We start from the raw sequence: 26,494 nt of genomic DNA on the forward strand, positions 1-26,494 counted from the left end.
GCAAACAGAAAGACATCAGATTTTTGGCTATCGCGTCATTTAGGGTTTTGTTTACCCTGTGCGTCGCACTATTACTTAATGCGTGCACCAGTCGCGATATTGAAGATTACCAAGATAGCACTCCAAACTTGGATTTAAAGCAGTTTTTTGATGGTTCGCTAACGGCCCACGGTGTGGTTGAGGATTTTAGTGGCCATGTTGTACGGCGTTTCACCGTCAAAATGTTTGCCCGCTGGGACGGTGATAACGGCGAGATAAAAGAGTGGTTTATCTATGATGACGGCGAGAAGCAAACTCGCATTTGGAATATCGTTAGCTTAGGTGAGGGCAACTATTCTGGTGGGGCAAATGATATTTTAGGTGATGCCACTGGCCGCGCTGTTGGCATGGCACTGCAGTGGGAGTATGAAATGTTATTGCCCGTTGATGACAGTGAATATCAAGTACGCTTCGATGATTGGATGTATCTAGTAGATGAAAATACCATTATCAATCGCAGCGATATTATCAAGTTTGGCATTACCATGGCACAAGTCACGTTGGTTATCACCAAGCAACCAACGGCAGATTTTTCCGATTTGACCATAGCAGTGGATTGAGCCGACCTGAATAATAGTAAGAAATCGCATTTACTATCAGCCAATAATTCATGTAGGGTAACCGTTAGGGTATTCAACTGAACTCTTAATTAGAAAGCCTTAATGACGAACTCTTAATTACGGACTCAAGGTTATAAGTTTAAGTTATTAAAAAGGAATTGTTAATGAAATTTGTCGCTATTTTATCAGCGCTTTTTGTATTGTCGGCCTGTGGTTCCAATGCCAGTTATTCTGTCTCAGCCAGTTCTGATGACGACGTGATGAGTTCAAGGCAGGCGCCTATGGTAAATGATAGTACGCCTATCATTAATGACGAACTGACCAAAGAAGCGGAAGAGAAAGAGAGAAAATAGGCAAAAAGTCAATCGAGCGTAAATCAAATTTACGCTCTCAAGCTCGCAATCGTTAAGATGTTTTACGGCTATTATCGACCTGCTTTTTATCATAATACTCAAACGGGAACATATTTCTGATCCTTTGAGTGACGTCATCGCCGACATTCGCCGACACATGCAGCCTGACTCCACCGAGCTTTTCCGCTCTAACGGTGCAAGTGAGCTTGTTAGATTTAGCGATAGCGCGACACTCTTTTTCAAACTTTTCTGGGATCTTACCTTTGTGGGAGCTGAGTCGGCCCTCTTTAAAGTGCATCTCAAATACAGTTAATCCTTTCTTACCGCTGAAAATCAATTTGTAGACCAAAAAAATACCGAGAGCAATAACAGCGATTTTAACTAGTGTTGGCGTCATATTTATTCCTTTTGCTTTAATCCAATTTTTAAACCTTGAGCCTTAAGGCTAAGATACTCTGGCTGGTCATTTTTTTAAAGTAGCCAGAGCACAGTTTGCCAAGATTTGTAATCTTTCGATCACTAGGATCTACTTTAGTGTAGTCAAGGGATTTAGTGTGTCGGTCTATTTTCTGTAAAGGATGAAAAAGTATGATCGCTTCAAACATACAAGGGTGATCGGTGTTGTGTCAGTAGTAGGCTGACCTAATAGATAATCAAACGCGGGTTTTTCAGAACGCAGTGAGGAACATGCTAATTTAAGTAAGTATTAGTGCAAGGTTAGTTAACTGCTCTGCAATGGCGAGGCTATTTTAATACCCAAGTTAAGGTCATCACTCTGAGCTTTGGTGAATGTCGCATAAAAAAACCGCCATTAGGCGGTTTTTATAGGGAGGGGATCAGGTTCGCAACAACGGGCTTAGAAAGCGTAACTTGCTGATGCTAAAACAGTACCGTCATTTCTCCAAGGCTCTGAAGAGTCGATGATATTTTCGCTGCTTAGGTTAGTGTCTAGCCAGGCTACAGACAACGCCACGCCGCCCAACTCTGTCGAGACGCCAATAGAATAATCAGCATAGTTTTCGCCCCAATCATAGTCAGCACCGTCACCATAGCTATAACCTACGTGAGCATCAATACTCCAGTTTTCAGCAATTTCATAAGAGTAGTTTAGCTCGGTATAGTTAAGTGATATGTCTTTATTGGAGTAGTCGTTGGTGTACCACTGCGCTAGATGAAAATCAGCAAAGTAAAGACCCACAGAGGCTTCTAAATACTGTGTGCTTTCATCTTGTCCTGGATAAGTGTAGTAAGTCAAAGTGACATCGTATTCTACGGCATCATCTTCGCCAAAAGCGCCAGCGTAGCCCGCATAGATATCGATTTCGACATCAGCATCATAACTGTCATCATCTACGTTACTTGCCCAAGCACCTAAAAATAGGCCGTTGTCCATGCTGAAATCGACGCTGCCTTGCACGGCAAAGTCACCGGCGGTTTGTGACACACCGCGAAAGCGATAATCATTGGTGACGCCAATTTCGCCTGACACTTCAGCTTGGGCTAGAGGTGCAATTAGCGCTGTTGATAAGGTAAGACCGACAACTAGGGCAATCCGTTTTTTATTGAATTTTTTATACACGGTAGTTTCTCCATTTACTATGTTGACTTAGATGCTCTATTTTTATGTTTTAAGCATCTTTCGGTTTGCCAAACAGCAGCGTTAGCTACGACCTCATGGCTAAATAATGATTTCACATTCCTTTACTGCTGATTAGGCTCGAAAATCACATATACTTTACGGCAGCTCTCAAGTACCTCCCAAGTACCTTTAAACCCGGCTGGGATCACAAATCTATCACCCGTTCTAACGGTCATTTGAGTACCGTTACTGTCAGTGATAACACTGGCACCCGATAGAATTTCACAATATTCATGTTCGCTATAAGCAACTTTCCAGCGACCTATATCACCCTGCCAAACACCGACATGGAATTGATCGCAGTCACTTGAGTAATGATTCTGTAAGTGCTGCTCAGGGTCGCCCTGCAATACTTTTTCGGCACTGAGTTTGTAACGTTCAACAGCAGTATTGATCGCTGCAAAATTAATGATTGAGTCGATACCTATGGTCATTGAACTGTCCATTTTATTCCTATATTCAAATAGCAAATGCGCAGCGTTAACTGCGCATCTAGGGGCTATTTCATCGTTGGCATTACAAACTCAGCTTTTGATTGCTTGCTTGGCTGAGGCCAGCGCGCGGTAATCGCTTTGCGCTTGGTGTAAAAGCGGACTCCATCTGGACCATGCATATGCAAAGGACCAAATAGCGAACGTTTCCAACCGCCAAAACTATGGAACGCCATCGGTACAGGGATAGGGACATTGACGCCGACCATACCCACTTGTACGTGGTGACAGAAATGGCGCGCCGCTTCACCGCTTTGGGTAAAGATCGCAGTGCCGTTACCAAACTCATGGTCGTTGATGAGTTGCAGCGCTTCGGCGTAATCTTTGACGCGCACAATGGCGAGTACAGGGCCAAAAATCTCTTCTTTGTAGATAGTCATTTCTGGTGTGACATGGTCAAATAAGCAGCCACCTAAGAAGTAGCCTTGTTCATGATCCGTCACTGTTAGCTGACGACCATCGGCGAGTAACTTGGCGCCTTCGTTCACGCCCGTTTCAATATAGTTAGTGACTTTCTCTAAATGCTGAGCAGAGATAAGTGGTCCCATGTCCATCTCAGGGGTGACACCGTTGCCGACTTTTAGCGACTTGATTTGAGGCAATAGTTTTTCGACTAAAGCATCACCTGAATCACCCACTGCCAGTACCACAGATATCGCCATACAACGCTCGCCAGCACTGCCGTATGCAGCGCCCATTAGTGAGCCAACGGCCTGATCTAAATCAGCATCTGGCATCAGCACCATATGGTTTTTAGCCCCGCCCAATGCTTGGACGCGTTTACCGTGTGCCGATGCCGTTGCGTAAATATATTCCGCAATTGGGGTGGAGCCGACAAAGCTAATAGCATGTACATCTTTATGGGTGAGTAGCGTATCTACCGCTTCTTTGTCACCGTTAACAACGTTGAATACACCATCTGGTAAGCCCGCTTCGGTAAGGAGTTCAGCCATACGCATGACTGAGCTTGGATCTTTTTCAGACGGCTTCATGATAAAGCTATTACCGCAGGCAATTGCGATAGGGAACATCCACATTGGCACCATCACCGGGAAGTTAAACGGGGCAATACCCGCTACCACGCCCAATGATTGATTGAGTGTCCAAGCATCAACGCCACCGCCAACTTGCTCGGTATGTTCGCCTTTGAGTAGATGAGGAATACCACAGGCAAACTCAACCACTTCAAGACCACGAATAATTTCACCTTTGGCATCATCAAGCACTTTTCCGTGTTCGCGGGTGATAAGTTCGGCCATCTGATCCATATTGGCTTCGACTAACGCCTTGAACTTAAACAGGACGCGCGCCCGGTTTAGCGGGGTGACTTTAGACCAAGACTCATGGGCCTTTTTTGCTATTTCAATTGCATCTACAACATCCGCTGCGCTGGCTAAAGAAACGGTAGCGCGTTGCTCTCCCGTTGCGGGTTCAAAAATCGCTTGTGTACGTTGGCTAGGCGATGTGTGGCCGCCATTAATGTAATGGTTAATCGTGTGCATAGCGCAAAATCCTAATGTTATTCCCTGCTGGGAACCAAGGGTGTTAATGAGTGTTAATGGATCCGCCTATGACATCAGTCGCGCAAACTGGCGCGACAACATGCAATAGGCACAGAGATTAACCGACAGCGGTAATCGCATCCGATAAGGTGTTAATGATGGTATCGATCTGGTGTTTATCGATAATTAAAGGTGGGGAGATCGCAATGATATCGCCAGTCGCGCGCACTAATGTGCCATTATCAAAGCAATGCTCAAATATACCGAAGCCTCGCTTACCTGCGCCTTTGTCACTGGGAGAAAACTGAATGCCGCCGACTAAGCCTATGTTACGAATATCGATAACATTCGGTAAGCCTTTTAAGCTATGCACCGCATCTTCAAAGTAGCCTTCAAGCTCGCGGCTACGTTCAAATAGTTTTTCATTTTCGTAGATATTAAGAGTGGCAATAGCTGCGGCTGCCGCAACGGGGTGACCGGAATAGGTGTAACCATGAAACAGTTCAATGGCATTTTCAGGTCCCTGCATACAGGCGTCGTAAATATTGTCATCAATCAGTACCGCCCCCATAGGGATCGCACCATTATTGAGTGCTTTAGCTGTGGTGATCATATCGGGAGTCACACCCCAACGTTGGCTAGCAAATGCATCGCCCACCCGGCCAAAGCCGGTAATCACTTCATCGAAAATTAATAAGATGCCGTACTTTTTAGTGATTTCTCGTAGTTTTTTCAGATAGCCTTCTGGTGGCAAGATAACGCCAGCAGAGCCTGACATAGGTTCAACAATCACAGCCGCGATATTCTCTGCGCCATGAAGCGCAACAAGCTGTTCAAGTGCTTCTGCTTTTTCAGCACCGGTTTTAGGCATACCGCGACAAAACGCGTTTTCTTTCATGTCTAATGTGTGCGGAAGGTGATCAACACCTTGTAGTAACTGTTGGCTAAATGTCTTACGATTATTCCCAATACCGCCCACTGAAATACCCCCAAAGCCTACGCCATGATAGCCAAGCTCACGGCCGATAAAGCGCGTTCGAGTTGCCTGACCATTGGCACGGTGATAGGTGAGTGCGATTTTAAGTGCGCTATCGACAGATTCAGAACCTGAGTTAGTAAAGAAAACTTTATTAAGACCTTCAGGGCTTATCTGCGCTAGGCGTTCAGCGAGTTCAAATGCAAGTGGGTGTCCCATCTGAAAGGAGGGGGCGAAGTCCAGTTGGTGGATCTGTTTAGACACCGCTTCTGAGATCTCTTTGCGTCCATGACCGGCATTGCAGCACCATAATCCTGCAGTGCCATCTAATATGGGGCGACCAGCGGTGTCTCTATAATACATACCTTCGGCTTGGGCCAACATTCGTGGATTAGACTTAAATTGTCTATTGGCCGTAAAAGGCATCCAGTAATTTGATAAAGACGGTGTTTCGCTGTGATGTTGCGTCTGTGAATCTGCCATATCATCTACCTTGATTCAGTTTAATTATTGTTGTTTTTTTGTATCTGTTGCTTTTTTAATCAAGCGGTTGATATTTGCTATGCTATGTCAGAAATAATGAACATGAAAGCTTTTTGTGCATTTATTTATAGCAAAAGTGAACTTTTTGTAAAATATATTGAAACTTAGGCGTCATTAAGCGTAATCTTGGGCAACACCTTACTGCGGGAATTTGCTATTTATAGGCAAAATTACCGTATTGAAAACAATTCTAATAATTAAATTCAGTGTTAAGAGGCCTTCATGAGCACACCAGAAAATCGCAGTCAGTGGCAAACACTCGCAGATACAATGTCAATTAACGGCGCAGCATTTATTGCGGGTGATTACGTTGAATCACAGTCTAAAGAGACCTTTGATTGCATCAGTCCTATCGACGGTAAAGTACTGGCTAAAGTGGCTAGTTGTGATGAGGCTGACGCCAATATTGCAGTTAGCAATGCCAGAGAAACATTTGAAAGTGGTGTGTGGGCGCATCTTCCTCCTGTAAAACGTAAGCAGATAATGATTCGTTTTGCTGATTTGCTAGATGAAAATATTGATGAGCTGGCCCTGCTTGAAACCTTAGATATGGGTAAACCAATTCAGTATTCTCGCGCTGTCGATGTTGCTGGCGCAGCTCGCTCTATTCGCTGGTCTGGCGAAGCTATCGATAAGGTTTATGATGAAATAGCACCCACTGCACATAATGAGATCGGTATGATCACCCGTGAAGCTGTTGGTGTGGTTGCCGCGATTGTCCCTTGGAATTTTCCGCTATTAATGGCGTGCTGGAAACTTGGGCCTGCATTGGCAACGGGTAATAGTGTGATATTAAAGCCATCAGAAAAGTCACCTTTAACCGCTATTCGTATCGCGCAAATCGCCATCGAAGCCGGTATTCCTAAAGGTGTACTCAACGTACTGCCAGGTTTTGGTCACACTGTCGGCAAAGCACTGGCACTGCATATGGATGTCGATACCTTAGTGTTTACTGGTTCAACCAAGATTGCTAAACAGTTAATGGTCTATGCGGGTGAGTCGAACATGAAACGTGTTTGGCTAGAAGCGGGCGGCAAGAGCCCTAATATTGTGTTTAACGACACCCCAGATCTAAAGAAAGCGGCCCAAGCCGCGGCAGCTGCGATAGCCTTTAATCAAGGTGAAGTGTGTACTGCAGGTTCTCGCTTGTTAGTTGAAGCGGGCGTAAAAGATGAGCTTATCGGACTGATTGCTGAAGAGTTACAAAGCTGGCAGCCGGGTCATCCATTAGATCCAAACACCACATCAGGTGCAGTGGTCGATAAGCAGCAGCTTGATAACGTATTGGGTTACATTCAATCCGGTAAAGATGAAGGCGCTACGCTCAACTTTGGTGGTCGCCAAGTGATGCAAGATTCAGGTGGCGTCTATATTGAACCGACTATCTTCTCGGACGTTGATAATAAGATGATTATCGCCAAAGAGGAGATTTTTGGTCCAGTGTTATCGGTGATCACTTTTGAGGGAATGGAGCAAGCGATTGCCATTGCTAACGACAGTATCTATGGCTTAGCTGCTGGCGTTTGGACGGCAGATATCAACAAAGCCCATAAGACCGCCAAAGCGTTGCGCAGTGGCATGGTGTGGATTAACCATTACGATGGCGGTGATATGACAGCGCCTTTCGGTGGCTATAAACAGTCGGGTAATGGTCGTGATAAGTCACTGCATGCTTTTGACAAATACACCGAAATCAAAGCCACTTGGATTTCGCTAGATTAAACTTTTGTAGTCATTAGCTTTGTCATAAGCCAGTCATTTTTATGACTGGCTTTTTTGTTGTTGTGGCAGAAGTTTCAGCATGTGTATCTAGCGGCGATAATTGGAAGCATAGCTAAGAAAGGTAATTTCAATCATCATTGATGACTCTGTCGTAAATACGGCCTTACGGCCGAGAAAGTCGTGGCGCTTCGCCCATACCCCTTTGGATTGGGTGTTATTCGTTAGCGAGAAGGTATGTGCTTAGATTTGTGTCTTTAAATTAGAAGCTCAAATGCCTAGAGTTTGTGTCTTTCTACCTACTGCTGATTTGACTCTTTTTTCCTAAAGCCCGTTTCACCTTGGATCATCATGGAAACACTGCAGCCTGTTACGGTCGAGCTTAACGGTGCTCCATGAGTGTTAATCGATTAAATAGCCAAAATAGCGCTTCAAATCATCGGTACTGAGGTTCTCAGGGCTGGAGTCAAAGTTAGCCGCGATACGCCTGACTGCACGACTATATGCATTGATGGTAGAGGGTCGCTTGCCTTGCAGAGTTAAGTTGGTAAGATGTTGTTGATAAAGAGAGTCAAAGCGTTGCTGTTGGATATGTTCATGACAATACTCTTAGTGTAAGTGGCCTGGTAAGGCCTGTAATAGTCAGTATTTAGTATGAAAAAAATAGTGCGTGCTTTGTTTTTCCGCCGGAAATCGCTTCGTTAAATAAATTGCTTAAATGGACGCTAAAACAGTTGATTTCGCTTCGCTACATATTTATAAACAACAGTTCTGTCCCGCTTAATGCAACGTTATTTTTATAAGGATAATCAATGCAAGATTCATTAAAAATTTTAGAAACTGTAAATAACTTTTATTCACAGTCTTTTAATCAATCAATTAATTAACATAACTGTTGCTGTGTTGGCGTTTGCCGGGATTGTACTTCCTATATTAATGACTATTTATCAAAAAAGATTATTTAAATTAGATCATGAAGTAATTGAAAACTCTTTAACTAAAAAAATGAATGAGAGGATTGAAAGTGCAGTAGAAGAAATACGTACAGAATATGAAGAAAAAGAAAAATATTTTGAATCTCAAATTGCAAAAATGAAAGTAGAATTACATAAAGAAGTTGATAAAGCTAAAGGTGGGATTGGCCATGTTTCAGGGTATAGTGACCTAAACCAAAATTATTATCTTCGTGCTTTCGATAGTTTTGTAGGGGCTTCCTTCTCCTACATTAAAGGAGAAGATAATTTAAATTTACGTCGTGTTACTAATATGATGAGTGATAATTGTTTACCTAACCTTAATAAAAAGGATATTGAGCATAATGACGACATATTTAAACACTTTGAAGAGGTTATCGAAAAGCTTACTGAATACAATTCTGAAGGTATATTTACTGATCAGCTACGTTCTTTAAAGTATCAATTTTCCCAATGTAAAAAGCGCGAGCTAGTGGTTAAGGATGCGGCGTAAGCATAACAAATAAGGCGAAGCCGTGACCTATCCTTATTTGTTGAACAAGCCTGAGGTTTATAAACATTCTGTATTATGCAAATGATAGAACGAGAGCAGGTTCTGTTTGAGGAGATGTTTCAGGGGATCTATTTTGATAGTTATGATGATCCCTTAGCCTTGCGGTTGTGAACTAATTATTTCTATATCAGCACGTTAGAGGTTTATTGACTCTTCTTTAGTTAATGCACCAGTTCCTTTACAAACAGCTTTATACTTCCAGCGCTAGACTGTGATCATTAAGCTTGTCGGTCGACAGTTTCCTAAGCAACTTTGGTAACTTCGATAGCCGATGGGGAGCGAATGCTATTTACTAGCTTTTAAGGGGCTTGGGATTTTGGTTTTTAAGTTGAAAACTCAAATGCCAAATAATTGTGCTTTTCGAAACCAGTGTAGATGCGGCTGAGGCCGTTGAAAACAAGGCCAATTCTGTTCCAGACAGAATTTGGCATTTCCTCCGTCCTTGGAGGTTAGACGTGCTTGCAGCGAGCCTCAGTTGCGTCTGCACATACGTTGCCGCAGGCAATTGGAACCACAAATACATCAAGTAGCGCCTTAATTTTAAGAAAAGTCAAAGTCGTGGCATTATGTTTTTCAAGATTAATCTGGCTAACTCATCGGCTAACTCCCAGTGAAGCAAATAATGAGTTAGCCCCACAAAAACATAACCACTAACCTTATGGCGTGACGATATTAAACACCCCTTTAGGCTTGTCGAGTTTGGAGAAAAAACTGGCTAAATCTATTTTACTGCCCTCAATCTCCAAATCGTCCGAGAACAACACATCTGACACTCCTGCGCTGCCAATAATCAGGTCGATAAACAGTTCGTGACTGATGTTGAGTGTGGCATTAGCGGTGGCTGACTTGGGGGCTAGTTTGTGGTGTAACACTGCATTTTTCAGCGTCAGTACGTAGTTCTTATCCAGATCGGTGAAGTTGATATTAAGCTCAAACTCTTCGCCAAACGCCTCTGGGCCAATCACCCTTGATGCCATTGATTGCAGGAAGTTTTCCACGGGTGAACGCAGTAAAATCTGTTTCATTGACGCTAAATCGATGCCCTTTTCTGGGCTACCGTGGCGTAGTTCATAGGCGGCGCTTAGGTATACGTCGCGCCAAGGTGCGGACTCGGCTTGATAACCGAGCTGATCATAAGCGCTCGCCAGCAAGGCTTTTGCGGGGTTGTTGCCGTCATCAGCAACGACAAGATGATTAATCAGCTCTGCCGCCCAACGGTATTCACCGGCATCAAGCGCGATATTGGCTTGCTCAATCACCTTGTCAGCGCCGCCTATCAACTTGACATATTTTGCTGCTGAAGCCACTGCTGGCAGAGGATCTAGGTTTACGGGGTTGGCGTCATACCAACCTAAATAAGCCTGATAAACCGCTTTGGCATTATGCTTAGCGGTGCCGTAATAGCCGCGACTGGCAAAGGTGTTAGATAAGGCGGGTGGCATTTCAATCGCCTCGGCGATCTCTGCTGGAGTCAAACCTGCATTGAGCATCCGCACTGACTGGTCATGGATATATTTATAGGTATCACGCTGCTTTTCCAAAAAGCTGTTGATTGCCTCTTGGCCCCAGATTGGCCAGTGATGACTGCCAAAGTAAACCTGAGTATCGCGCTGTGCGGTAAGTGCTGAGTCAATCGCGCTGCTCCAGGTGAGCGCATCGCGAACCTTGGCGCCGCGCAGCGTATAAAGGTTGTGCATGTTTTTCGACACTAATTCTGCGCCGCAATACGCCTGCTGTTCTGGTAAGTAAAAGGTAAACTCTGCAGGGGCTTCTGAGCCAGAAACAATCTGAAACTCAAACGGAACACCATCAATAAGCTGTGCTGAATCTTGAGCGATAACCGTGGTTGGGCTTAAGATCCCGAACTGACCAAAAGCGGGTTCTTTGCCTAAGCCAGAGTCAATGTGCCCTCGGGGTGAGCGTGGTAACTGCTTGCCATACATATACATGGCGCGTCGACTCATTGCCGTACCGGCCATGACATTCTCGCTGGTGGCTTCATGCATAAAGCCTGCTGGGGCGATAATATCAATCTCTTCGATCGCACTGTTTTTAAGTGCATTGCTTCCAAGCGTAATGTTTTCAAGTAAGCCTAGTGCGCCGCCAAAATGATCCATATGGCTATGGGTAAAGATAATCGCCGCTATAGGCCGCTTTCCTAACTGTTGGTTTATGAATTCCAATGCCACCTTGGCGGTTTCGGCCGTGGTAAGAGGGTCGACAATTATCCAGCCTGTTTTACCGGCAATCACGGTCATATTGGCTAAATCAAATCCACGCAGCTGGTATACCCCGGTGGTGACTTCAAATAGACCATCAATATTATTCAGTGTTGCTTGTCGCCAAAGGCTGGGGTTAACACTGTTGGGCGCATCACCCTCAATGAAGTCGTAACTTGTTCTATCCCAGATTTTGTTGCCTTGCTCATCAACAACAATCAATTGCGGTAATCTGGCTATAAAGCCACGCTTAGCATCTTCAAAGTCTTGTTTGTTGGCAAAGGGTAGCTCTGCTAACACCGCATTATTGGCGTCGATAGTGTGAGTGCTTGCTGGGGTAAAACCAAAATCATCAGCATTTTGATCATGAGTCTCTGTCTGAGTGGGCTGACAACCAAGCAGGAACATTGCCGCTAAGCTGCCAATGAATAACTGCCTATTCGGTCTGAGCTTAAAGGGGCGTTGCGGTAAGGTGTTAGTCGGCATGGGCGCACTCACAGGTAAGTAAATTAACAATTACTGATAAGTTATTACAAGTTGTTCACTAGTCCGTTATCATTTTCCGCCAATTATGCTGGCGACCGAAAATTAGCGGCTGCTGCGCTTACGATAATCTGACGGGCTAATGCCTTTCCAAGCATGGAAAAAACGGCTGAAATTACTCACGTTGCTGTAGCCTAGAGTGTCAGATAAGCTGCTGATTGGCATTTGAGTATTGGCGAGATAATGGTGCGCGAGCTCTTGACGCTTTAACTTCAGTAAGTCTCTAAACCCCGTGCCTTCAAGGTGCAGATAACGGCTTAAGCTGCGCTCGCTGATATTATACATCTGTGCAATTTTCAATGCGGTGGGCTCTTCATTCACCAATAATGCATGGATCCCTTGGCTGGTCTTTTCCTGCCAATTTAACGCCTGCATCTTATCTAAATATTGGCGTACCGCCTTTTCATTGTGCCGGGCTAATAGCGGGTCTTTGCTGATAACAGTTTGCTCAAGCATAGCGCGGTCCATCCACATACAGTTATCAGCAGCGGCCATAACCACTGGGCAATCAAAGAGATCTAACCAAGCTTGTTGTGATTTAGGCGCGGGTCTAATTAACTCTACTTTCCGCACAAAGTCGTTATGGCCAATCATCTGTTTGCCGTGCAGCATTAAGCTGGAAAAAAATGCATCTATGGCCAAGGCACTAATCTCAACGCCATTAAGCGGAATAATAGTGAAACCGAGCAAGTGCGGTGTGCGTTGTAAACTAATCACGGCAGAGTTACTGACTAAGGCAGAATAATCAGGAAGGGTTTCGAAGGCTTGCGCTAAGGTATCGCTGCTCATCATCAATGCACCCAGTGAGCGAAAGTGTATTGGGTAAGCATATTGGCCCACAGTTAAACCAAAGGACAATGAGCCTGATGCATGTTCAGCTGCTTGCCAAAGCAAGGTCATTTTATCGATGGCGACTCGAGAATCAGGCTCGGATTCTAACTTGGCAAGGCTTAATCCTACATCACTAAATACAGCACTGGCGTTAATATTACTGGCACTTAGCGCGCGAGCGATCGCTAAGGACCAAGCTGCAATCGTGCTGTATTTTGGGTTAGTCAAAGATACTCACTTAAAACGACTCATTACAAGATACTTACTCATACTCACTATTTTCATCATAAGCGTAGAATCGTAAAATCACTATTGTTTACGACATTAGCCTGGTTTTAGTCTTAGTCCTTCGACAACGGTAATGTGTTGCTCGCTCTTGCTAGAAAGCGAATGTGGTAGAACCGCTAAAAAGGGTAGTGAGCAAATATATCGTCAATCATCTGCGCCAGTGGTGCATCGCCATCGGATGCTCTGCTGTAGGTGCGTAGGCCTGAGATCTGCACCTGAATATGGCGTGCTAGTTGTTTAGCGTCTTTGTCTGTACTGACCTCGCCCATAGCTTGTGCTTCTACTACTAGTTTTTCGAACTCATGTTCCATTACCTTTAATGACTGTTTTGCAGCCTCTAAAAGCTCTAGATGTTCATCGGTTAGCTCGGCGACCGTTTTAGCGAGCATGCACATAGCGCTTGGCGCGCTGCCTTGCTTTTCAACGATAATCAGTTTCATAAAGGCTTTTAATGCCTCAATAGGCGAGCTTGCCTCGGCGCTAGAAAGTGCCAGTTGATCGATGCCAGCTTGAGTATAGCGAGCTAATGCTTCTTTAAATAAACCCTCCTTACTACCAAAGGTGGCGTAAATACTGCCGGGACGCATATCAATAACATCCTGCAAATTACGCATTGAGGTGGCATGAAAGCCTTTCTCCCAATATAAATTTGTCGCTTTATCAATAACTTGTTCCCGATCGAACTTAGCATTCTTTCTCATAAAATGGGCTCACTTAAAATAGCTTTGAACGATTGTTCAATTTTAACTTGAACGATTGTTCAAATCTAGTTATATTATTTGCATACCAAGGAACAGACCCACTAGATCTGTTGCTAACGAATTTGTAAGTTAAGCAAAACTAACAATAGGAAACCCCTTATGAGCCACTTTAAATTACATACAGTTGAAACAGCACCAGCAAAAAGTAAGCCAATTCTAGAGAATGCTGCAAAGCAAATGGGAGCAGTTCCAGGCTTGTTTGCGGTAATGGCTGAATCTCCTAACACCTTAGAAGCCTATACGCAGTTGCACCAGCAATTCGCCAGTTCATCTTTTAATGCAGAAGAGCTCACTGTTGTATGGCAAACCATTAATGTTGAACATCAATGTCATTACTGCGTGCCAGCGCATACTGGCATTGCACATTCAATGAAAGTTGATGGCGCATTAACTGATGCGCTACGTAATCGCGAGCCAATGCCTACGCCAAAACTACAAGCACTGCAGGACTTAACATTGAGCATGGTGCGTAACCGTGGCAACGTGTCCCAAGCTGAGCTAGAAGCATTTTATGCAGCAGGTTATGGTCAGCAACAAGTACTTGAAATCATTTTAGGTCTATCACAGAAAGTGATCAGCAACTACGTAAATCATGTTGCGCAAACCCCAGTCGATAAGATGTTTGAACAGTTCGCTTGGAAATAAATAGCAACGAATAATTTTGTTGAGCTTTTTAAAGAATGCTGGGATTGTGTCATGCTGATAATCGCTACACTCAACGCAAACATCTTCAGTAAAGCGCTAGACGCCAGCCGTTTATAGGCCGACACTAAATGCTCACCTTATCGGTGGGCATTTTTGTTTTAGCCGCTTTTGGTAAAAATAATTAGGTTACAGCGCCTCGTTTATAGGGCGTAGTTTATTGGTATAAAGGAGAGTGGGATGAAAAAGGTATTAGCATTTGATGTTTACGGCACCTTGATTAATACCCATGGTGTCGTGGTCATGCTCGATAAATGGATAGGCTCACAAGCCACAGCCTTCAGTCACACATGGCGTGATAAGCAGTTAGAGTACTCATTTCGTCGCGGCTTAATGCAAACATACCAAGGGTTTTCTCAGTGCACAGCGGATGCGCTGCAATACAGCTGCCAGTACTATCAAATCGAGCTATCTGATACGCAGCAAGTGCAACTGCTCGCGAGCTATTTAACCTTGCCAGCTTTCGATGATGTTAAACCTGCTCTAGCACAACTTAAAGCGATGGGTGTGCCGATGTTTGCTTTCTCAAATGGTGAGCGTGCTGCAGTTGAATCACTGCTCACTCATGCTGGATTGCGCGAATACTTCAGCGCTATTGTTAGCAGTGAGGATGTGAAGTCGTTTAAACCTGATCCTGCGGTTTATCGCCATTTATTGGATGTTACTGCAGCGCATGCTCATATGAGCAGTCAAGCTGGCCACCAAGAAGTGTATCTCGTTTCAAGTAATCCGTTCGATGTACTCGGGGCGATGTCATCAGGCTTAAAAGCGGTTTGGGTTAAGCGTACAGCCACTGCCATTTTTGACCCCTGGGGGCAAACGCCAACGACGACTATTGAAACGTTAACAGAGCTAACGGCGCTATAGGGGCTTGATACCATCAAACATCGTTAATCAGTTATTTGATGGCTGGAATTGACTCGGTAGCTGCATCGATAGTCGCAGAATTAACAGCAGCATTATGCTTGTCATCATTTAAGTGTATCTACTGCAAATGTCTCCGAGTAGGTGTTGCCACTGCAATCAACGCCGGCAGTGTTAGCCTTAATTTTTTAAAGATCCAAATGAAGGGCACTGCCATATAAAGCTGCTTGAAAATGAGGCTGGTTGTAATGCGGTATTGAACTTAGGCTTTGAAAGTGAGACATTTTCATCAGCTAATTACAAATACACCATCGATGCTTTCAAAGGTGACTTTGCACTCGTGTTGGAGCGTCTTCATTTGTAATTACAAGCGATAAAAATCTAGTTCTAAAGATACCATAGCGCAAAAAGTAGTGGCATTTAATAGCAAGTTCCAAGTCATACAAGAGAGGAAAGTGCTTTAAGAGCTAAGCAGCTGAAAAAGAATTATATTGCTGGGTATATATTACTTGGCTTTGTGGTGCTGATGTTTATGGCGGCTTTATTGCACTCATTAAATCATCTCAAGAGTAAGCGCTATACTGCAGGTTAGATACCATGTGCTAGTAGGATTCCACTGAGTTTGTTAGCGCACTTGTTCGGGCGGTAGATACCCATAGAGGAGAGGGCATGATGCTGACATCTATGCTTTATTTTCTATCGCGGGCATCTACTTTCATCACATTACATTAGGATATGCAAATGAGTGAGCTAACGCTAGAGTCTATGATCACCTGTCCGGAGTGTGGGCATCAAGAGCTAGAGAGCATGCCTACTGATTATTGCCAGTTTTTTTATGAATGTAAGGGATGCAGAAAAATATTGCGCCCCAAGAAGGGTGATTGTTGCGTGTATTGCTCTTTTGGTAACGTTGCGTGCCCGCCAATACAGCAAGGTGAAGGCTGTTGTGGATAAACACTTGCTCGCTTTGTTAGTGGGCAGTGACTCACCTGTATTGGTTCTTTGTACTCGTGATTAAAAATACAAACCAGCATTAATCTTAAGGAGTTCGACAGCGATTATTAGCGCTCACACTTGAGGCTGTTGCCGGTAAAGTCTTACTCTAAGTTGTCGCTATTAATGGTGTTTTTTGAGAAGGTTTAACCTCTAAGTTTATCAATTATATTGCTAAACTTGTTTTTCTACCTCGACTTGGGTCAGCAATCATCACCTCGAAATTTGGTTTCGCATGAGCAGCAATAAAAGTCGCTAACAATATAGGCGGCGATCATGTTTATACGGCATATTCAAAATATGGGAGATTCAGATGAAATTGAGCTTTAATTTTGAAGATGCTAGTCAAATCTTTGTCGGGGCATTTGCACTTGCTGTGCCGATCTCTTTTTCAGAAGAAGCGTGGCGCTTAGGTGAAACCTTGCCTTTTCCTAATTTGCTGATGCTATCGATATTATCGGTTGTTTTTCTCGGGTTATTTACTTATCAGAGTGTATTCCAAAAGAATATAAAGTCTCGTAAAATTGTTTTTGTTTCACGTATTTTTATCGCTTATTTGATAACGGCAATGGTCGTTGCATTGGTGCTATTTTGTTTGAATAAACTGCCGTTATTTGAAGATCCGTTAGTGTCACTCAGGCGAATTATTGTTATCACTATGCCTGCTTCTATGGGCGCTATTGTTGTTGATAGCTTCGACAAAGAGTGAACAGCTGCCAGTCATCGCTTATTTGAATAAGTCACTGTGGAAATATCTCCCGCACGATAGTCTGTATAGGGGAGTGCTGGGGGGCAATTACCCTTGTTCTAGTTGCAGATTTCAGCACGGCCCTGCAGGTATTTTTACTCTTAATAACACCTGCAGGTGAGCCATTATTTAAAAGATATCTTTGAATCGATGATAAAGCATGCCCATGGCGAGCAGAGGTGAACGCAGATGCGGCCCACCCGGGAATGTCATATGAGGAATTTGGGCGAAGATATCGAAGCGTTCTGCTTGCGCGGTAATCGCTTCGGCAATCAGTTTTGCCGCCATATGAGTAGCATTCACGCCATGTCCAGCATAAGCCTGCGCATAAAATACATTTTTAGCATCGGGCAAGCGGCCTATTTGTGGTAATCGGTTGGCACCAATTCCTATCATGCCGCCCCATTCATAATCGATACGAATGCCTTTTAATTGCGGGAATACTTTTTCAAGGTTAGGACGCAACGCGGCTTCAATATCTTTAGGATCTTTACCCGAGTAGGTACATAAACCACCGAAGAGTAACCGGTTATCTTCCGATAGGTGGTAGTAGTCGAGGTCGACTCTGAGATCGGCAAATGCCATATTTTTTGGAATGATGCTGTCGCACTGCTCTTGGGTTAGTGGCTCAGTAGCAAGAATATAGGTGCCTGCAGGCAGCACTTTTCCGCCAATATCACTTTCAAGCTTATGACCCAGATAGGCGTTGCCAGCCAGTACTAAGTATTGGCAGTTTACTTCGCCATGTGCGGTGATCACCTTAGGCTTATCACCTTTAATAATTTTCTCAGCGGCGCTATATTCATACATTTTTACGCCAAGGCTGCGAGCGACCTTGGCTTCGCCTAAGGCTAAGTTAAGCGGGTGTAAGTGGCCACTTGCCATGTCGACCAATGCACCATGATAAAAGTCAGAGCCGACCACTTCGCCAACCCGAGACTTGTCGAGCAGAGTCATGTTGTGGCCGTAGCCAATCTTATTGAGATGCTCTAAGTCCTCTTCAAGCTCTCGCATATGTTTTGGCTTGATCGCCAAGTCGCAATAACCCATCTGTAAGTTACAGTCGATGTTGTGCTCTTTTACCCGTTTCCTAACGATATCGACGGCTTCAAAGCCCATCTGCTCAATGGCATTAACACCTTCGCGGCCAATAATGTTTTCAAACTGTTCAATATTATGACCAATGCCTCTAATGAGTTCACCGCCGTTACGTCCCGATGCGCCCCAGCCGATCCTTTTGGCTTCTAACAGAGCCACCGAAAAGCCTTTTTGAGCCAATTCAATTGCGGTATTTAAGCCACTAAAGCCACCACCCACAACGCATACGTCAACATCTAACACCTCTTCTAATCGAGGCGATTGGTGTAACTCTTTTGCTGTTGAAAAGTAGTATGAGGCGGGATATTGCTCGCTATGCACCGGGCTTTTAGTTGACATCGTTACTCCAAATATTTGTTTTTATTGTAAATTGGACTTGTGACAGTATACTCAAGAGAATATGAATAAATTATTTACAGATGTTCATTATTTTTAACACGCTTTCCTGTAGAATACAAACCTAGCGCAACAGAATAGGCAATGTTGACTTGAGTTAGCCAATATTGTTTTGGGGCGAATCGGTGCGTTTTATTGTTCTGCATGTTGTTGGAGGCATAGAACGACAACTTCAATTAGGGGAAAGAATTTGGATATTGGAGCAAACCTTAAAACGGTCAGAAAATCAAAAGGCTTATCGCAGCGTGAACTTGCTAAGCGTGCTGGCGTGACTAACAGCACCATCTCTATGATTGAGAAAAACAGTGTCAGCCCGTCAGTCAGTTCATTGAAAAAGGTCCTATCAGGATTGCCATTGTCATTGGTGGAATTTTTTTCAATAGAAGATGAGACTGCAAGCGAGCAAAAGGTGGTTTATCGTAGCGATGAATTACTGGATATTGGTGATGGCGTTTTAGACTTTAAATTGATTGGTCGAGACTTTCCTAATCGAGCAATGTCTGTCATGAGCGAGACCTATCCACCAGGTGCAGACACCGGGATAGAGATGCTTAAGCACGAAGGTCAAGAAGCGGCGATGGTGATTGAAGGTAAACTCGAGTTGACTGTGGGCGAAGAGGTATTTGAGCTTTGCGAAGGCGACAGTTACTATTTTAATAGTGAGTTACCCCATCGTTTTCGTAATCCTTTTGATGCACCGTGTCGCATTGTGAGTGCCACCACCCCTGCAAATTTCTAGACTGCTACCTATGTAATACCCGCCTTAGTCGCTAGATTAATTATCTGGTTGCTGAGGCTTTTTTATGCCTAAATTTCCGATCTTCGTACTAGCGCTGCTCCATTTCGATGATAACGGCTGTCATTTGTGTAAATAATATAAAGCAAAGCTTCAATTTTAGTGTGAGCTGTGTCAATAACATTAAACACGACTAAAGTACTCGAGTATTGCTGTGATAACTTGTTAATGTGTCTGCTAAATAACCATAAGTTAGTCTAAGCTATTGTTTTAAATGGATCACGATTTATGCTTGATGATTATTTTCATTCCTTCCTGTTAAGATCTTGCCTAGTTTGTAAATTAAGTGTAGTGTGTGAAAAAATGAACATTCGGGTTGTAGCTGTTCATTATTAAATGATTTCGTAAATCAAGATGAAAACTATTATAAAAACCATTGAAAAACTCTGAATACGAAGGATTGAAGGTGTTATATGTTGGAAGAAGGGCTCGCGGTAGTCGGTGTGACGGCATGCAATCAGCAATTGGGGTTGCATCCATTTAACATTGTTGGCGAAAAATATTTATTAGCGATTGCTGATGCAACGCAATCATGGCCATTAATTATTCCTGCACTGGGCCATTGCCCAGCAGAAACCGTGTTATCACGGTTAGACGGCATTTTATTTACAGGTTCCCCCTCTAATATTGAACCCCATCATTTCGATGGCCCTGCAAGTGAAGCGGGAAGCCATCATGATCCAAAACGAGACGCTACCACCTTACCGTTAATTCATGCGGCAATTAAAGCTGGGGTTCCAGTACTGGGTATTTGCCGTGGTTTTCAAGAGATGAATGTGGCATTTGGTGGCAGCTTGCATCAAAAACTGCACGACGTCGGTGGCTTTATTGAACATCGTGAAGATAAAACAGCGCCTGTTGAAGAGCAATACGGTATTTCGCATGAGGTTCAAATAGAACCTGGGGGGTTGCTTCACGATGCATGGGGCCGCAACTCCGCAGAGGTGAACTCTGTGCACACACAAGGCGTTGATCGCTTGGGTGTTGGGTTGCGGCCAGAAGCGTATTCAAATGATGGTTTAATAGAAGCATTTTCTGTTAAAGACGCGAAAAATTTCGCATTAGGCGTTCAGTGGCATCCCGAGTGGAAAGTGTTAGATAACCCTTTTTATACCGCAATGTTTAAAGCCTTTAGCCAGGCTTGCCAGCGCCGTGCAGCCAGTAGAGTAAAATAATAATGAAAAAGTTAATTAGTTATTTAAAAGACGAAAAGATCACTGAAGTAGAATGTGTTGTCTGTGATATGACAGGTATTGCCAGAGGTAAGATTGCTCCGGTTGCTAAGTTTATTGATGAAAAAGGTATGCGCTTACCAGAAAGCGTGTTGCTACAGACGGTGACAGGTGATTATGTTGATGATGCCTCGTATGATGCTTTATTAGATGCCGCCGATATCGACTTTGTTTGTGTTCCTGATGAAAATGCGGTTTTTAAACTGCCTTGGACTATCGAAGCTACTGCGCAGGTCATTCATGATACGTATGACAAAATGGGTAACCCTATTGAGTTATCGCCACGTAACCTACTTAAAAAAGTACTTAAGTTATACGAAGATAAAGGCTGGAAGCCTGTTGTTGCTCCGGAGATGGAGTTCTATCTTACTCGTATTAATGAAGACCCAGATCAAGCGCTTATTCCGCCTATTGGCCGCTCTGGCCGTCAAGAATCAGGACGTCAGTCTTTTTCAATTGATGCTGCGAATGAATACGATCCGTTATTTGAAGATATGTATGATTGGTGCGAGATCCAAGGATTAGATATTGATACCTTGATCCATGAAGAGGGCACCGCTCAAATGGAGATTAACTTCTCTCATGGTGATGCTCTGTCGCTAGCCGATCAGGTGTTTGTATTTAAGCGTACCTTGCGTGAAGCGGCTCTTAAGCACAAAGTCTGCGCTACATTTATGGCAAAACCTATCACTAATGAGCCTGGCAGTGCGATGCATTTGCATCAAAGTATCATTGATATTAAGTCGGGTAAAAATATTTTCAGTAATGGAGATGGCACTAAAGGCCCACTTTTCTACAGTTACATTGGTGGCCTACAGAAATTCATTCCTGAGTTACTGCCGTTATTTGCACCCAATGTTAACTCATTCCGTCGTTTTCTACCGGGGACTTCAGCACCGGTTAACTTGGAATGGGGTGAAGAAAACCGCACTTGTGGTCTACGCATTCCAGAATCTTCTCCGCAAAACCTGCGTGTTGAAAACCGTATTGCAGGCGCCGATACCAACAGCTACCTGTCAATAGCGGCGAGCTTACTGTGTGGTTATATGGGCATGGTTGAAGACGTTAAGCCTTCGACTCCAGTACAAGGGCGCGCCAATGAAACACGCAGCGGAATTACTCTGCCGTTAACGCTTGAAGAAGCACTGGCTGTGATGGCTGAAAGCTCAGCTTGTCGTGAGTATTTAGGTGAGACCTTTACCAATGGTTATATTGCGGTGAAGCAAGCCGATTTAGAAAACTATCGTCAAGTGATTAGCTCTTGGGAACGTAAATTCCTCCTGCTAACCGTTTAAACATAGTCACCGCTGGTATTGATTTTGGGGATGAATAGCAGTGGTGCTTTTGAACAAGAAATATCAACAGATACAAAGGAGTCATTCATATAGATAGTGCTGTTTGAGTATTGAGCGTTATCTATATGAAAGCTAAAGCAGTACGCACTGCCGATGCCGTTTTTCAGGTGTAGCATTGGTCAACAATAAGAACTAAAGCCGATAAATCGGCAACACAATGCAGCAACAGCAGAAGCGGTTTATCTGCTGCTACGCTAAACAGGAGATAGCATGAAACTTTTTAAAAAGGTGACCACTTTAGCCCTCGTCACAGTAAGTGTCTTGGCCAGCAGCGTCACTTACGCTGAGGAAGTCGTTCGAGTTTATAATTGGTCTGACTATATTGCCGAAGACACGCTAGATAATTTCTATAAAGAAACAGGGATCCGCGTCATTTATGATGTGTTTGACAGTAATGAAGTGGTTGAAGCAAAACTGCTTTCAGGCCGTTCAGGTTACGACATCGTTGTGCCATCAAATAGTTTTTTAGCAAAGCAAATTAAAGCCGGCGCCTTCCAAAAACTCGATTCAAACCAGCTATCAAATCATAAAAACTTGAGCCCTGAGTTAATGACACAGCTTGAGACTGCCGATCCAGGTAATCAGTATTCTGTACCCTATCTTTGGGGCACAAATGGTATTGGTTATAACGTCGATAAAGTGAAAGCTGTATTAGGTGACGATGCCCCCGTTGATTCGTTAGAGCTGATCTTTAACCCTAAGTACGCTGAGAAGTTGTCTAAATGTGGTTTATCGGTACTGGATAGTGCCGATGAGATGATCCCTATGGCACTCATCTATTTAGGGCTTGACCCTAACAGCATTAAATCTGATGACTTTAAGAAGGCCGGTGAGGTCTTAGCTAAAGTTCGCCCTTATATTACCTATTTTCACTCTTCGCGTTATATCACCGATTTAGCCAATGGTGACGTCTGTGTTGCCTTCGGTTATTCAGGTGATATTTTCCAAGCGGCAGCGCGTGCTGAAGAAGCGGGAAATGGAAATGTCATTGAGTACTCAATTCCGAAAGAGGGTTCAAACCTATGGTTTGATATGTTAGCGATCCCAGCAGATGCCGCTAACGTGAAAAATGCTCACACCTTTATTAATTATCTCCTTCGTCCAGAAGTGATAGCGCCTATTAGTAACTATGTTGCTTACGCTAACGCGAACGTACCGGCATTGCCGTTGGTTGATGAAGAGGTGCGTACCAACACTTCAATCTACCCCACAAAAGAGGTGTTAGATCGCCTTTACGTCGGTGATGTACGTCCAATGAAATCACAACGTGCACTGACACGTGTATGGACTAAAGTGAAATCGGGTTATTAATCAGAATTTGGGCAAGGTGTTTACCTTGCCCTTTTTGATCAACGGCAAAAATAGACACAATATTAAAGAGATGAGCCTTTGACCTTAAGGCGTATCTGTTGGAGAAGTAATATGGCTAGTACCTTGGACGTCACCAATAAACCGATTATAAAGACGCAGGGAGAAGTGCTACTTCAGATCGACCGAGTCAGTAAATTATTTGACGAAGTGCGCGCAGTAGATGATGTGTCACTGAGTATTAGAAAAGGCGAAATTTTTGCACTATTAGGCGGTTCAGGCTCGGGTAAATCAACTTTACTTCGCATCCTTGCTGGCTTTGAAAAACCGTCTGAAGGGCGTATTTTTCTTGATGGTGAAGACATTACCGATATGCCGCCACATGAACGACCTATCAACATGATGTTCCAGTCTTATGCGTTATTTCCACATATGTCCGTGGCGCAGAATATTGCGTTTGGACTGAAGCAAGACAAGTTATCAAAAGCAGACATTGAAGCGCGTGTGCAAGAGATGCTAAAGCTAGTCCATATGGAAGCTTATGCTAAACGCAGACCTAATCAATTATCGGGTGGACAACGTCAGCGTGTGGCGTTAGCACGCTCGTTAGCTAAGCGTCCTAAATTATTGTTACTCGATGAGCCAATGGGCGCACTCGATAAAAAGTTGCGTACGCAGATGCAACTAGAGGTGGTCGATATTCTCGAAGCTGTAGGGGTGACGTGTGTGATGGTGACCCACGACCAAGAAGAAGCGATGACTATGGCAGCGCGAATTTCGATTATGAATGATGGTTGGATCGCACAGACTGGATCACCAACTGATATTTATGAAAGTCCTAATAGCCGCATGGTGGCTGAATTTATTGGTAGCGTAAATCTATTTGAAGGCGAAATAGCTGTCGATAAATTTGACCATATTATTATTGAAAGCCAAGGCTTGGCACAAAAAATATTTATTGAGCATGGGGTATCAACCAGCGTAGAAGATAAAACCGTTTGGGTTGCAGTGCGTCCAGAAAAGACCCGTATTACTCGCGAGCAACCTGAAGGTGAGTATAACTGGTCGAGCGGTGTGGTTGAAGATATTGCCTATTTAGGAGGAATTTCGGTGTATTACATCCGCCTACCCAATAAGCAGTTAATCCAAACCATCATGACCAACCGTGAACGTCGTTCAGACCCTCCAACGTGGGAAGAAGCAGTTTTCATTAGCTGGGAGGCCACCAGCGGAGTGGTCCTTAGAACATAAGGAATCGATCATGAAAAAGCCGTTAAAATTTCGATTACCCAAAGGCCAATGCTGGACCATCGGTGTCCCCTATTTTTGGCTACTAATGTTTTTCGCACTGCCCTTCGCGATTGTACTTAAGATTAGTTTCTCGACGCCACTTATGGCGATACCGCCCTACGAACCGCTATTAGAGTACGCTGAAGAATCGCTTAATATCATGCTCAATTTTGGCAATTATTTGCTGATCCTTGATGATTCACTGTATTACAACGCTTATTTGAGCTCCCTGAAGATGGCAGCCATTTCCACCATTGGTTGTTTGCTGATTGGTTATCCGATGGCTTATGCCATTGCTAGAGCGCCAAAGAGTAGTCAAACCTTGCTGATTTTATTGGTTATGCTGCCATCATGGACCTCGTTTCTTATCCGGGTTTATGCGTGGATGGGGATCTTGAGCAACAATGGCGTTATCAATAACATATTGATGTGGACGGGGCTTATCTCTGAGCCGCTGCAGATATTAAACACCAATATTGCGGTGTATATCGGCATTATCTATACCTACTTACCGTTTATGATTTTACCTCTGTATGCGACCTTATCTCAGCTTGATATGAGCTTATTGGAAGCCGCATCAGATCTCGGATCGCGTAGTCTCAATACCTTCTGGAAAATCACCTTGCCTTTATCTAAGGGCGGCGTAATTGCAGGTTCGATGTTGGTGTTTATTCCTGTGGTGGGTGAGTTTGTGATCCCTGAACTGTTGGGGGGACCAGACACCTTGATGATAGGTAAAGTGCTATGGCAAGAGTTCTTTAATAACCGAGATTGGCCCGTTGCCTCTGCGCTAGCGATGGTAATGTTAGGATTATTGATTATCCCTATCACGCTGTTTCATCATTATCAGGCACGTGAAATGGAGAAAGGGTCATGAAGAAGTTAAGTTTCTCTACCGTAATGTTGTGGGCTGGAATGTTCTTTCTCTATGCCCCTATGTTTGTTCTGGTCTTTTACTCGTTTAACGAATCTAAATTGGTGACGGTTTGGGGTGGTTTTTCGGTCAAATGGTATGGCGAACTATTTCGCGATCAGCAGATCCTTGATGCGGTAGGTACCAGCTTACAGGTGGCATTCTATGCCTCTACGATGGCGGTAATACTTGGCACCATGGCGGCATTTGTGATGACGCGTTTTGCGCGGGGTTGGGGCAAGCTGACCTTGTCTAATATGATCACAGCGCCACTGGTGATGCCAGAAGTGATCACTGGTTTGTCATTGCTGCTGCTGTTTGTACATATGGCTGAATTTCTAGGTTGGCCAGCGGAACGTGGCATGTTAACCATCTGGATTGCTCACTCGACGTTTTGTGCGGCATACGTTGCAGTCGTTGTCTCTGCGAGGCTGCGTGAGATAGACCGTTCAATCGAAGAGGCTGCTCAGGATTTGGGTGCAACGCCGTTAATGACGTTTTTTCAGATCACGGTACCGATAATCTCGCCAGCGATAGTCGCCGGTTGGTTACTATCGTTCAGCTTATCACTCGATGATTTAGTGATCGCCAGCTTTGCCTCTGGCCCTGGTGCGACGACGCTACCTATGGTGGTGTTCTCTTCAGTAAGAATGGGGGTGTCGCCGAAGATCAACGCATTAGCGACCTTGATTATCCTTATTGTCTCGCTAATTGCATTTGTCTCTTGGTACTTTGCCCGCAGAGCCGAAGCCAAACAACGGGCAGGCTCTGGATAGCCAACAACCCATGACAATGTAGAGCATGCTCT

25 protein-coding genes are annotated in these 26,494 nt (G+C 44.1%); 15 read left to right on the plus strand and 10 right to left on the minus strand.

Translation table 11 applies throughout. From position 1 onward, the window contains the following. Positions 1-14 precede the first annotated feature (14 nt). Together CXF82_RS20220 and CXF82_RS20225 are read left to right on the plus strand one after the other, a co-directional pair. Positions 15-599 (plus strand): DUF3833 domain-containing protein, encoded by a 585-nt coding sequence (locus CXF82_RS20220; RefSeq protein WP_180961237.1) that lies wholly within the window; start codon positions 15-17, stop codon positions 597-599. A gap of 164 nt (positions 600-763) precedes the next feature. Continuing rightward, positions 764-952: a hypothetical protein gene (locus CXF82_RS20225; RefSeq protein WP_102044836.1), complete on the plus strand. Its 189-nt coding sequence runs from the start codon at positions 764-766 to the stop codon at positions 950-952. A 52-nt stretch (positions 953-1,004) separates the two neighbouring features. On the opposite strand, the gene CXF82_RS20230 is transcribed toward CXF82_RS20225, so the two are convergent. The 5 genes from CXF82_RS20230 to CXF82_RS20250 form a co-directional block, all read right to left on the minus strand. Next, positions 1,005-1,349 (minus strand): DUF3634 family protein, encoded by a 345-nt coding sequence (locus tag CXF82_RS20230; RefSeq protein WP_101091265.1) that lies wholly within the window; start codon positions 1,347-1,349, stop codon positions 1,005-1,007. Between the two features lie 459 nt (positions 1,350-1,808). Continuing rightward, positions 1,809-2,531 (minus strand): TorF family putative porin, encoded by a 723-nt coding sequence (locus tag CXF82_RS20235; RefSeq protein WP_101091266.1) that lies wholly within the window; start codon positions 2,529-2,531, stop codon positions 1,809-1,811. 122 nt (positions 2,532-2,653) lie between these two features. Further along, the gene (locus tag CXF82_RS20240; protein ID WP_219621796.1) at positions 2,654-3,025 is read right to left on the minus strand and encodes a cupin domain-containing protein; all 372 of its coding nucleotides are present in this window, start codon (positions 3,023-3,025) and stop codon (positions 2,654-2,656) included. A gap of 65 nt (positions 3,026-3,090) precedes the next feature. Then, positions 3,091-4,584 carry a CoA-acylating methylmalonate-semialdehyde dehydrogenase gene (locus tag CXF82_RS20245; protein WP_102038418.1) on the minus strand — a complete coding sequence of 498 codons (1,494 nt, stop codon included), beginning with the start codon at positions 4,582-4,584 and terminating at the stop codon, positions 3,091-3,093. A 118-nt stretch (positions 4,585-4,702) separates the two neighbouring features. Further along, on the minus strand, positions 4,703-6,043 hold the full coding sequence (locus tag CXF82_RS20250) for an omega-aminotransferase AptA (RefSeq protein ID WP_102044837.1): 1,341 nt from the start codon (positions 6,041-6,043) through the stop codon (positions 4,703-4,705). 282 nt (positions 6,044-6,325) lie between these two features. On the opposite strand from CXF82_RS20250, the gene CXF82_RS20255 reads away from it, so the two are divergent. After that, a complete protein-coding gene (locus CXF82_RS20255) occupies positions 6,326-7,825 on the plus strand; it encodes an aldehyde dehydrogenase (RefSeq protein ID WP_102038417.1) in 1,500 nt (499 codons plus the stop codon). Between the two features lie 399 nt (positions 7,826-8,224). Here CXF82_RS20255 and CXF82_RS20260 read toward each other — a convergent pair whose 3' ends face one another. After that, a complete protein-coding gene (locus CXF82_RS20260; RefSeq protein WP_102044852.1) occupies positions 8,225-8,413 on the minus strand; it encodes a phage integrase N-terminal SAM-like domain-containing protein in 189 nt (62 codons plus the stop codon). Between the two features lie 309 nt (positions 8,414-8,722). Between CXF82_RS20260 and CXF82_RS20265 the strand changes: the two genes are divergently transcribed. Continuing rightward, complete coding sequence (locus CXF82_RS20265; protein WP_145991708.1) at positions 8,723-9,289, plus strand: hypothetical protein; 567 nt, start codon at positions 8,723-8,725, stop codon at positions 9,287-9,289. A gap of 716 nt (positions 9,290-10,005) precedes the next feature. Here CXF82_RS20265 and CXF82_RS20275 read toward each other — a convergent pair. From CXF82_RS20275 to CXF82_RS20285, 3 genes are all read right to left on the minus strand, one after another. Continuing rightward, positions 10,006-11,976 carry an alkyl/aryl-sulfatase gene (locus tag CXF82_RS20275; protein ID WP_374702381.1) on the minus strand — a complete coding sequence of 657 codons (1,971 nt, stop codon included), beginning with the start codon at positions 11,974-11,976 and terminating at the stop codon, positions 10,006-10,008. A 180-nt stretch (positions 11,977-12,156) separates the two neighbouring features. Continuing rightward, complete coding sequence (locus CXF82_RS20280; RefSeq protein WP_102038414.1) at positions 12,157-13,170, minus strand: AraC family transcriptional regulator; 1,014 nt, start codon at positions 13,168-13,170, stop codon at positions 12,157-12,159. Between the two features lie 176 nt (positions 13,171-13,346). Beyond that, positions 13,347-13,931, minus strand: a complete 585-nt coding sequence (locus tag CXF82_RS20285; protein WP_102038413.1) for a TetR/AcrR family transcriptional regulator — start codon at positions 13,929-13,931, stop codon at positions 13,347-13,349. 159 nt (positions 13,932-14,090) lie between these two features. On the opposite strand from CXF82_RS20285, the gene CXF82_RS20290 reads away from it, so the two are divergent. From CXF82_RS20290 to CXF82_RS20305, 4 genes are all read left to right on the plus strand, one after another. Further along, positions 14,091-14,636 (plus strand): carboxymuconolactone decarboxylase family protein, encoded by a 546-nt coding sequence (locus tag CXF82_RS20290; protein ID WP_101091274.1) that lies wholly within the window; start codon positions 14,091-14,093, stop codon positions 14,634-14,636. A 237-nt stretch (positions 14,637-14,873) separates the two neighbouring features. Continuing rightward, positions 14,874-15,560, plus strand: a complete 687-nt coding sequence (locus CXF82_RS20295) for a haloacid dehalogenase type II (protein WP_102038411.1) — start codon at positions 14,874-14,876, stop codon at positions 15,558-15,560. A gap of 738 nt (positions 15,561-16,298) precedes the next feature. Next, positions 16,299-16,511: a GDCCVxC domain-containing (seleno)protein gene (locus CXF82_RS22675; RefSeq protein WP_102044841.1), complete on the plus strand. Its 213-nt coding sequence runs from the start codon at positions 16,299-16,301 to the stop codon at positions 16,509-16,511. A gap of 352 nt (positions 16,512-16,863) precedes the next feature. Then, positions 16,864-17,259, plus strand: coding sequence for a DUF2391 family protein (locus CXF82_RS20305; protein ID WP_101091278.1), 396 nt, complete (start codon positions 16,864-16,866; stop codon positions 17,257-17,259). 168 nt (positions 17,260-17,427) lie between these two features. Here CXF82_RS20305 and CXF82_RS20310 read toward each other — a convergent pair whose 3' ends face one another. Beyond that, positions 17,428-18,735, minus strand: coding sequence for an NAD(P)/FAD-dependent oxidoreductase (locus tag CXF82_RS20310; RefSeq protein WP_101091279.1), 1,308 nt, complete (start codon positions 18,733-18,735; stop codon positions 17,428-17,430). Positions 18,736-18,982: 247 nt separating this feature from the next. Here CXF82_RS20310 and CXF82_RS20315 point away from each other — a divergent pair, with 247 nt between their 5' ends. The 7 genes from CXF82_RS20315 (at position 18,983) to CXF82_RS20345 (ending at position 26,462) form a co-directional block, all read left to right on the plus strand. Next, positions 18,983-19,531: a cupin domain-containing protein gene (locus CXF82_RS20315; protein WP_101091280.1), complete on the plus strand. Its 549-nt coding sequence runs from the start codon at positions 18,983-18,985 to the stop codon at positions 19,529-19,531. A gap of 470 nt (positions 19,532-20,001) precedes the next feature. Beyond that, positions 20,002-20,763, plus strand: a complete 762-nt coding sequence (locus CXF82_RS20320; RefSeq protein WP_101091281.1) for a gamma-glutamyl-gamma-aminobutyrate hydrolase family protein — start codon at positions 20,002-20,004, stop codon at positions 20,761-20,763. Between the two features lie 2 nt (positions 20,764-20,765). Further along, entirely contained in the window at positions 20,766-22,115 is a 1,350-nt protein-coding gene (locus CXF82_RS20325) for a glutamine synthetase family protein (RefSeq protein ID WP_102038410.1), read from the plus strand. Positions 22,116-22,385: 270 nt separating this feature from the next. Further along, positions 22,386-23,486, plus strand: a complete 1,101-nt coding sequence (locus tag CXF82_RS20330; protein ID WP_101091283.1) for a polyamine ABC transporter substrate-binding protein — start codon at positions 22,386-22,388, stop codon at positions 23,484-23,486. 111 nt (positions 23,487-23,597) lie between these two features. Continuing rightward, positions 23,598-24,734 carry a polyamine ABC transporter ATP-binding protein gene (gene potA, locus CXF82_RS20335; protein ID WP_101091284.1) on the plus strand — a complete coding sequence of 379 codons (1,137 nt, stop codon included), beginning with the start codon at positions 23,598-23,600 and terminating at the stop codon, positions 24,732-24,734. Positions 24,735-24,744: 10 nt separating this feature from the next. Next, positions 24,745-25,650: an ABC transporter permease subunit gene (locus CXF82_RS20340; RefSeq protein WP_101091285.1), complete on the plus strand. Its 906-nt coding sequence runs from the start codon at positions 24,745-24,747 to the stop codon at positions 25,648-25,650. After that, a complete protein-coding gene (locus tag CXF82_RS20345) occupies positions 25,647-26,462 on the plus strand; it encodes an ABC transporter permease subunit (protein WP_102044842.1) in 816 nt (271 codons plus the stop codon). Before CXF82_RS20340 ends, CXF82_RS20345 begins: the two co-directional genes overlap by 4 nt. Positions 26,463-26,494: the final 32 nt, after the last annotated feature.

This window comes from Shewanella sp. GutDb-MelDb, assembly GCF_002836075.1.
GTDB lineage: Bacteria > Pseudomonadota > Gammaproteobacteria > Enterobacterales > Shewanellaceae > Shewanella.

What these genes read in the sequence shown, in the direction of transcription:
- CXF82_RS20275 (WP_374702381.1), bottom strand. Translation starts at nt 11,976, where the DNA reads ATGTTCCTGCTTGGTTGTCAGCCCACTCAGACAGAGACTCATGATCAA.
- CXF82_RS20245 (WP_102038418.1), bottom strand. Translation starts at nt 4,584, where the DNA reads ATGCACACGATTAACCATTACATTAATGGCGGCCACACATCGCCTAGC.
- CXF82_RS20310 (WP_101091279.1), bottom strand. Translation starts at nt 18,735, where the DNA reads ATGTCAACTAAAAGCCCGGTGCATAGCGAGCAATATCCCGCCTCATAC.
- CXF82_RS20255 (WP_102038417.1), top strand. Translation starts at nt 6,326, where the DNA reads ATGAGCACACCAGAAAATCGCAGTCAGTGGCAAACACTCGCAGATACA.
- CXF82_RS20325 (WP_102038410.1), top strand. Translation starts at nt 20,766, where the DNA reads ATGAAAAAGTTAATTAGTTATTTAAAAGACGAAAAGATCACTGAAGTA.
- CXF82_RS20295 (WP_102038411.1), top strand. Translation starts at nt 14,874, where the DNA reads ATGAAAAAGGTATTAGCATTTGATGTTTACGGCACCTTGATTAATACC.
- CXF82_RS20290 (WP_101091274.1), top strand. Translation starts at nt 14,091, where the DNA reads ATGAGCCACTTTAAATTACATACAGTTGAAACAGCACCAGCAAAAAGT.
- potA (WP_101091284.1), top strand. Translation starts at nt 23,598, where the DNA reads ATGGCTAGTACCTTGGACGTCACCAATAAACCGATTATAAAGACGCAG.
- CXF82_RS22675 (WP_102044841.1), top strand. Translation starts at nt 16,299, where the DNA reads ATGAGTGAGCTAACGCTAGAGTCTATGATCACCTGTCCGGAGTGTGGG.
- CXF82_RS20340 (WP_101091285.1), top strand. Translation starts at nt 24,745, where the DNA reads ATGAAAAAGCCGTTAAAATTTCGATTACCCAAAGGCCAATGCTGGACC.
- CXF82_RS20250 (WP_102044837.1), bottom strand. Translation starts at nt 6,043, where the DNA reads ATGGCAGATTCACAGACGCAACATCACAGCGAAACACCGTCTTTATCA.
- CXF82_RS20330 (WP_101091283.1), top strand. Translation starts at nt 22,386, where the DNA reads ATGAAACTTTTTAAAAAGGTGACCACTTTAGCCCTCGTCACAGTAAGT.
- CXF82_RS20285 (WP_102038413.1), bottom strand. Translation starts at nt 13,931, where the DNA reads ATGAGAAAGAATGCTAAGTTCGATCGGGAACAAGTTATTGATAAAGCG.
- CXF82_RS20320 (WP_101091281.1), top strand. Translation starts at nt 20,002, where the DNA reads ATGTTGGAAGAAGGGCTCGCGGTAGTCGGTGTGACGGCATGCAATCAG.
- CXF82_RS20240 (WP_219621796.1), bottom strand. Translation starts at nt 3,025, where the DNA reads ATGACCATAGGTATCGACTCAATCATTAATTTTGCAGCGATCAATACT.
- CXF82_RS20230 (WP_101091265.1), bottom strand. Translation starts at nt 1,349, where the DNA reads ATGACGCCAACACTAGTTAAAATCGCTGTTATTGCTCTCGGTATTTTT.
- CXF82_RS20225 (WP_102044836.1), top strand. Translation starts at nt 764, where the DNA reads ATGAAATTTGTCGCTATTTTATCAGCGCTTTTTGTATTGTCGGCCTGT.
- CXF82_RS20305 (WP_101091278.1), top strand. Translation starts at nt 16,864, where the DNA reads ATGAAATTGAGCTTTAATTTTGAAGATGCTAGTCAAATCTTTGTCGGG.
- CXF82_RS20345 (WP_102044842.1), top strand. Translation starts at nt 25,647, where the DNA reads ATGAAGAAGTTAAGTTTCTCTACCGTAATGTTGTGGGCTGGAATGTTC.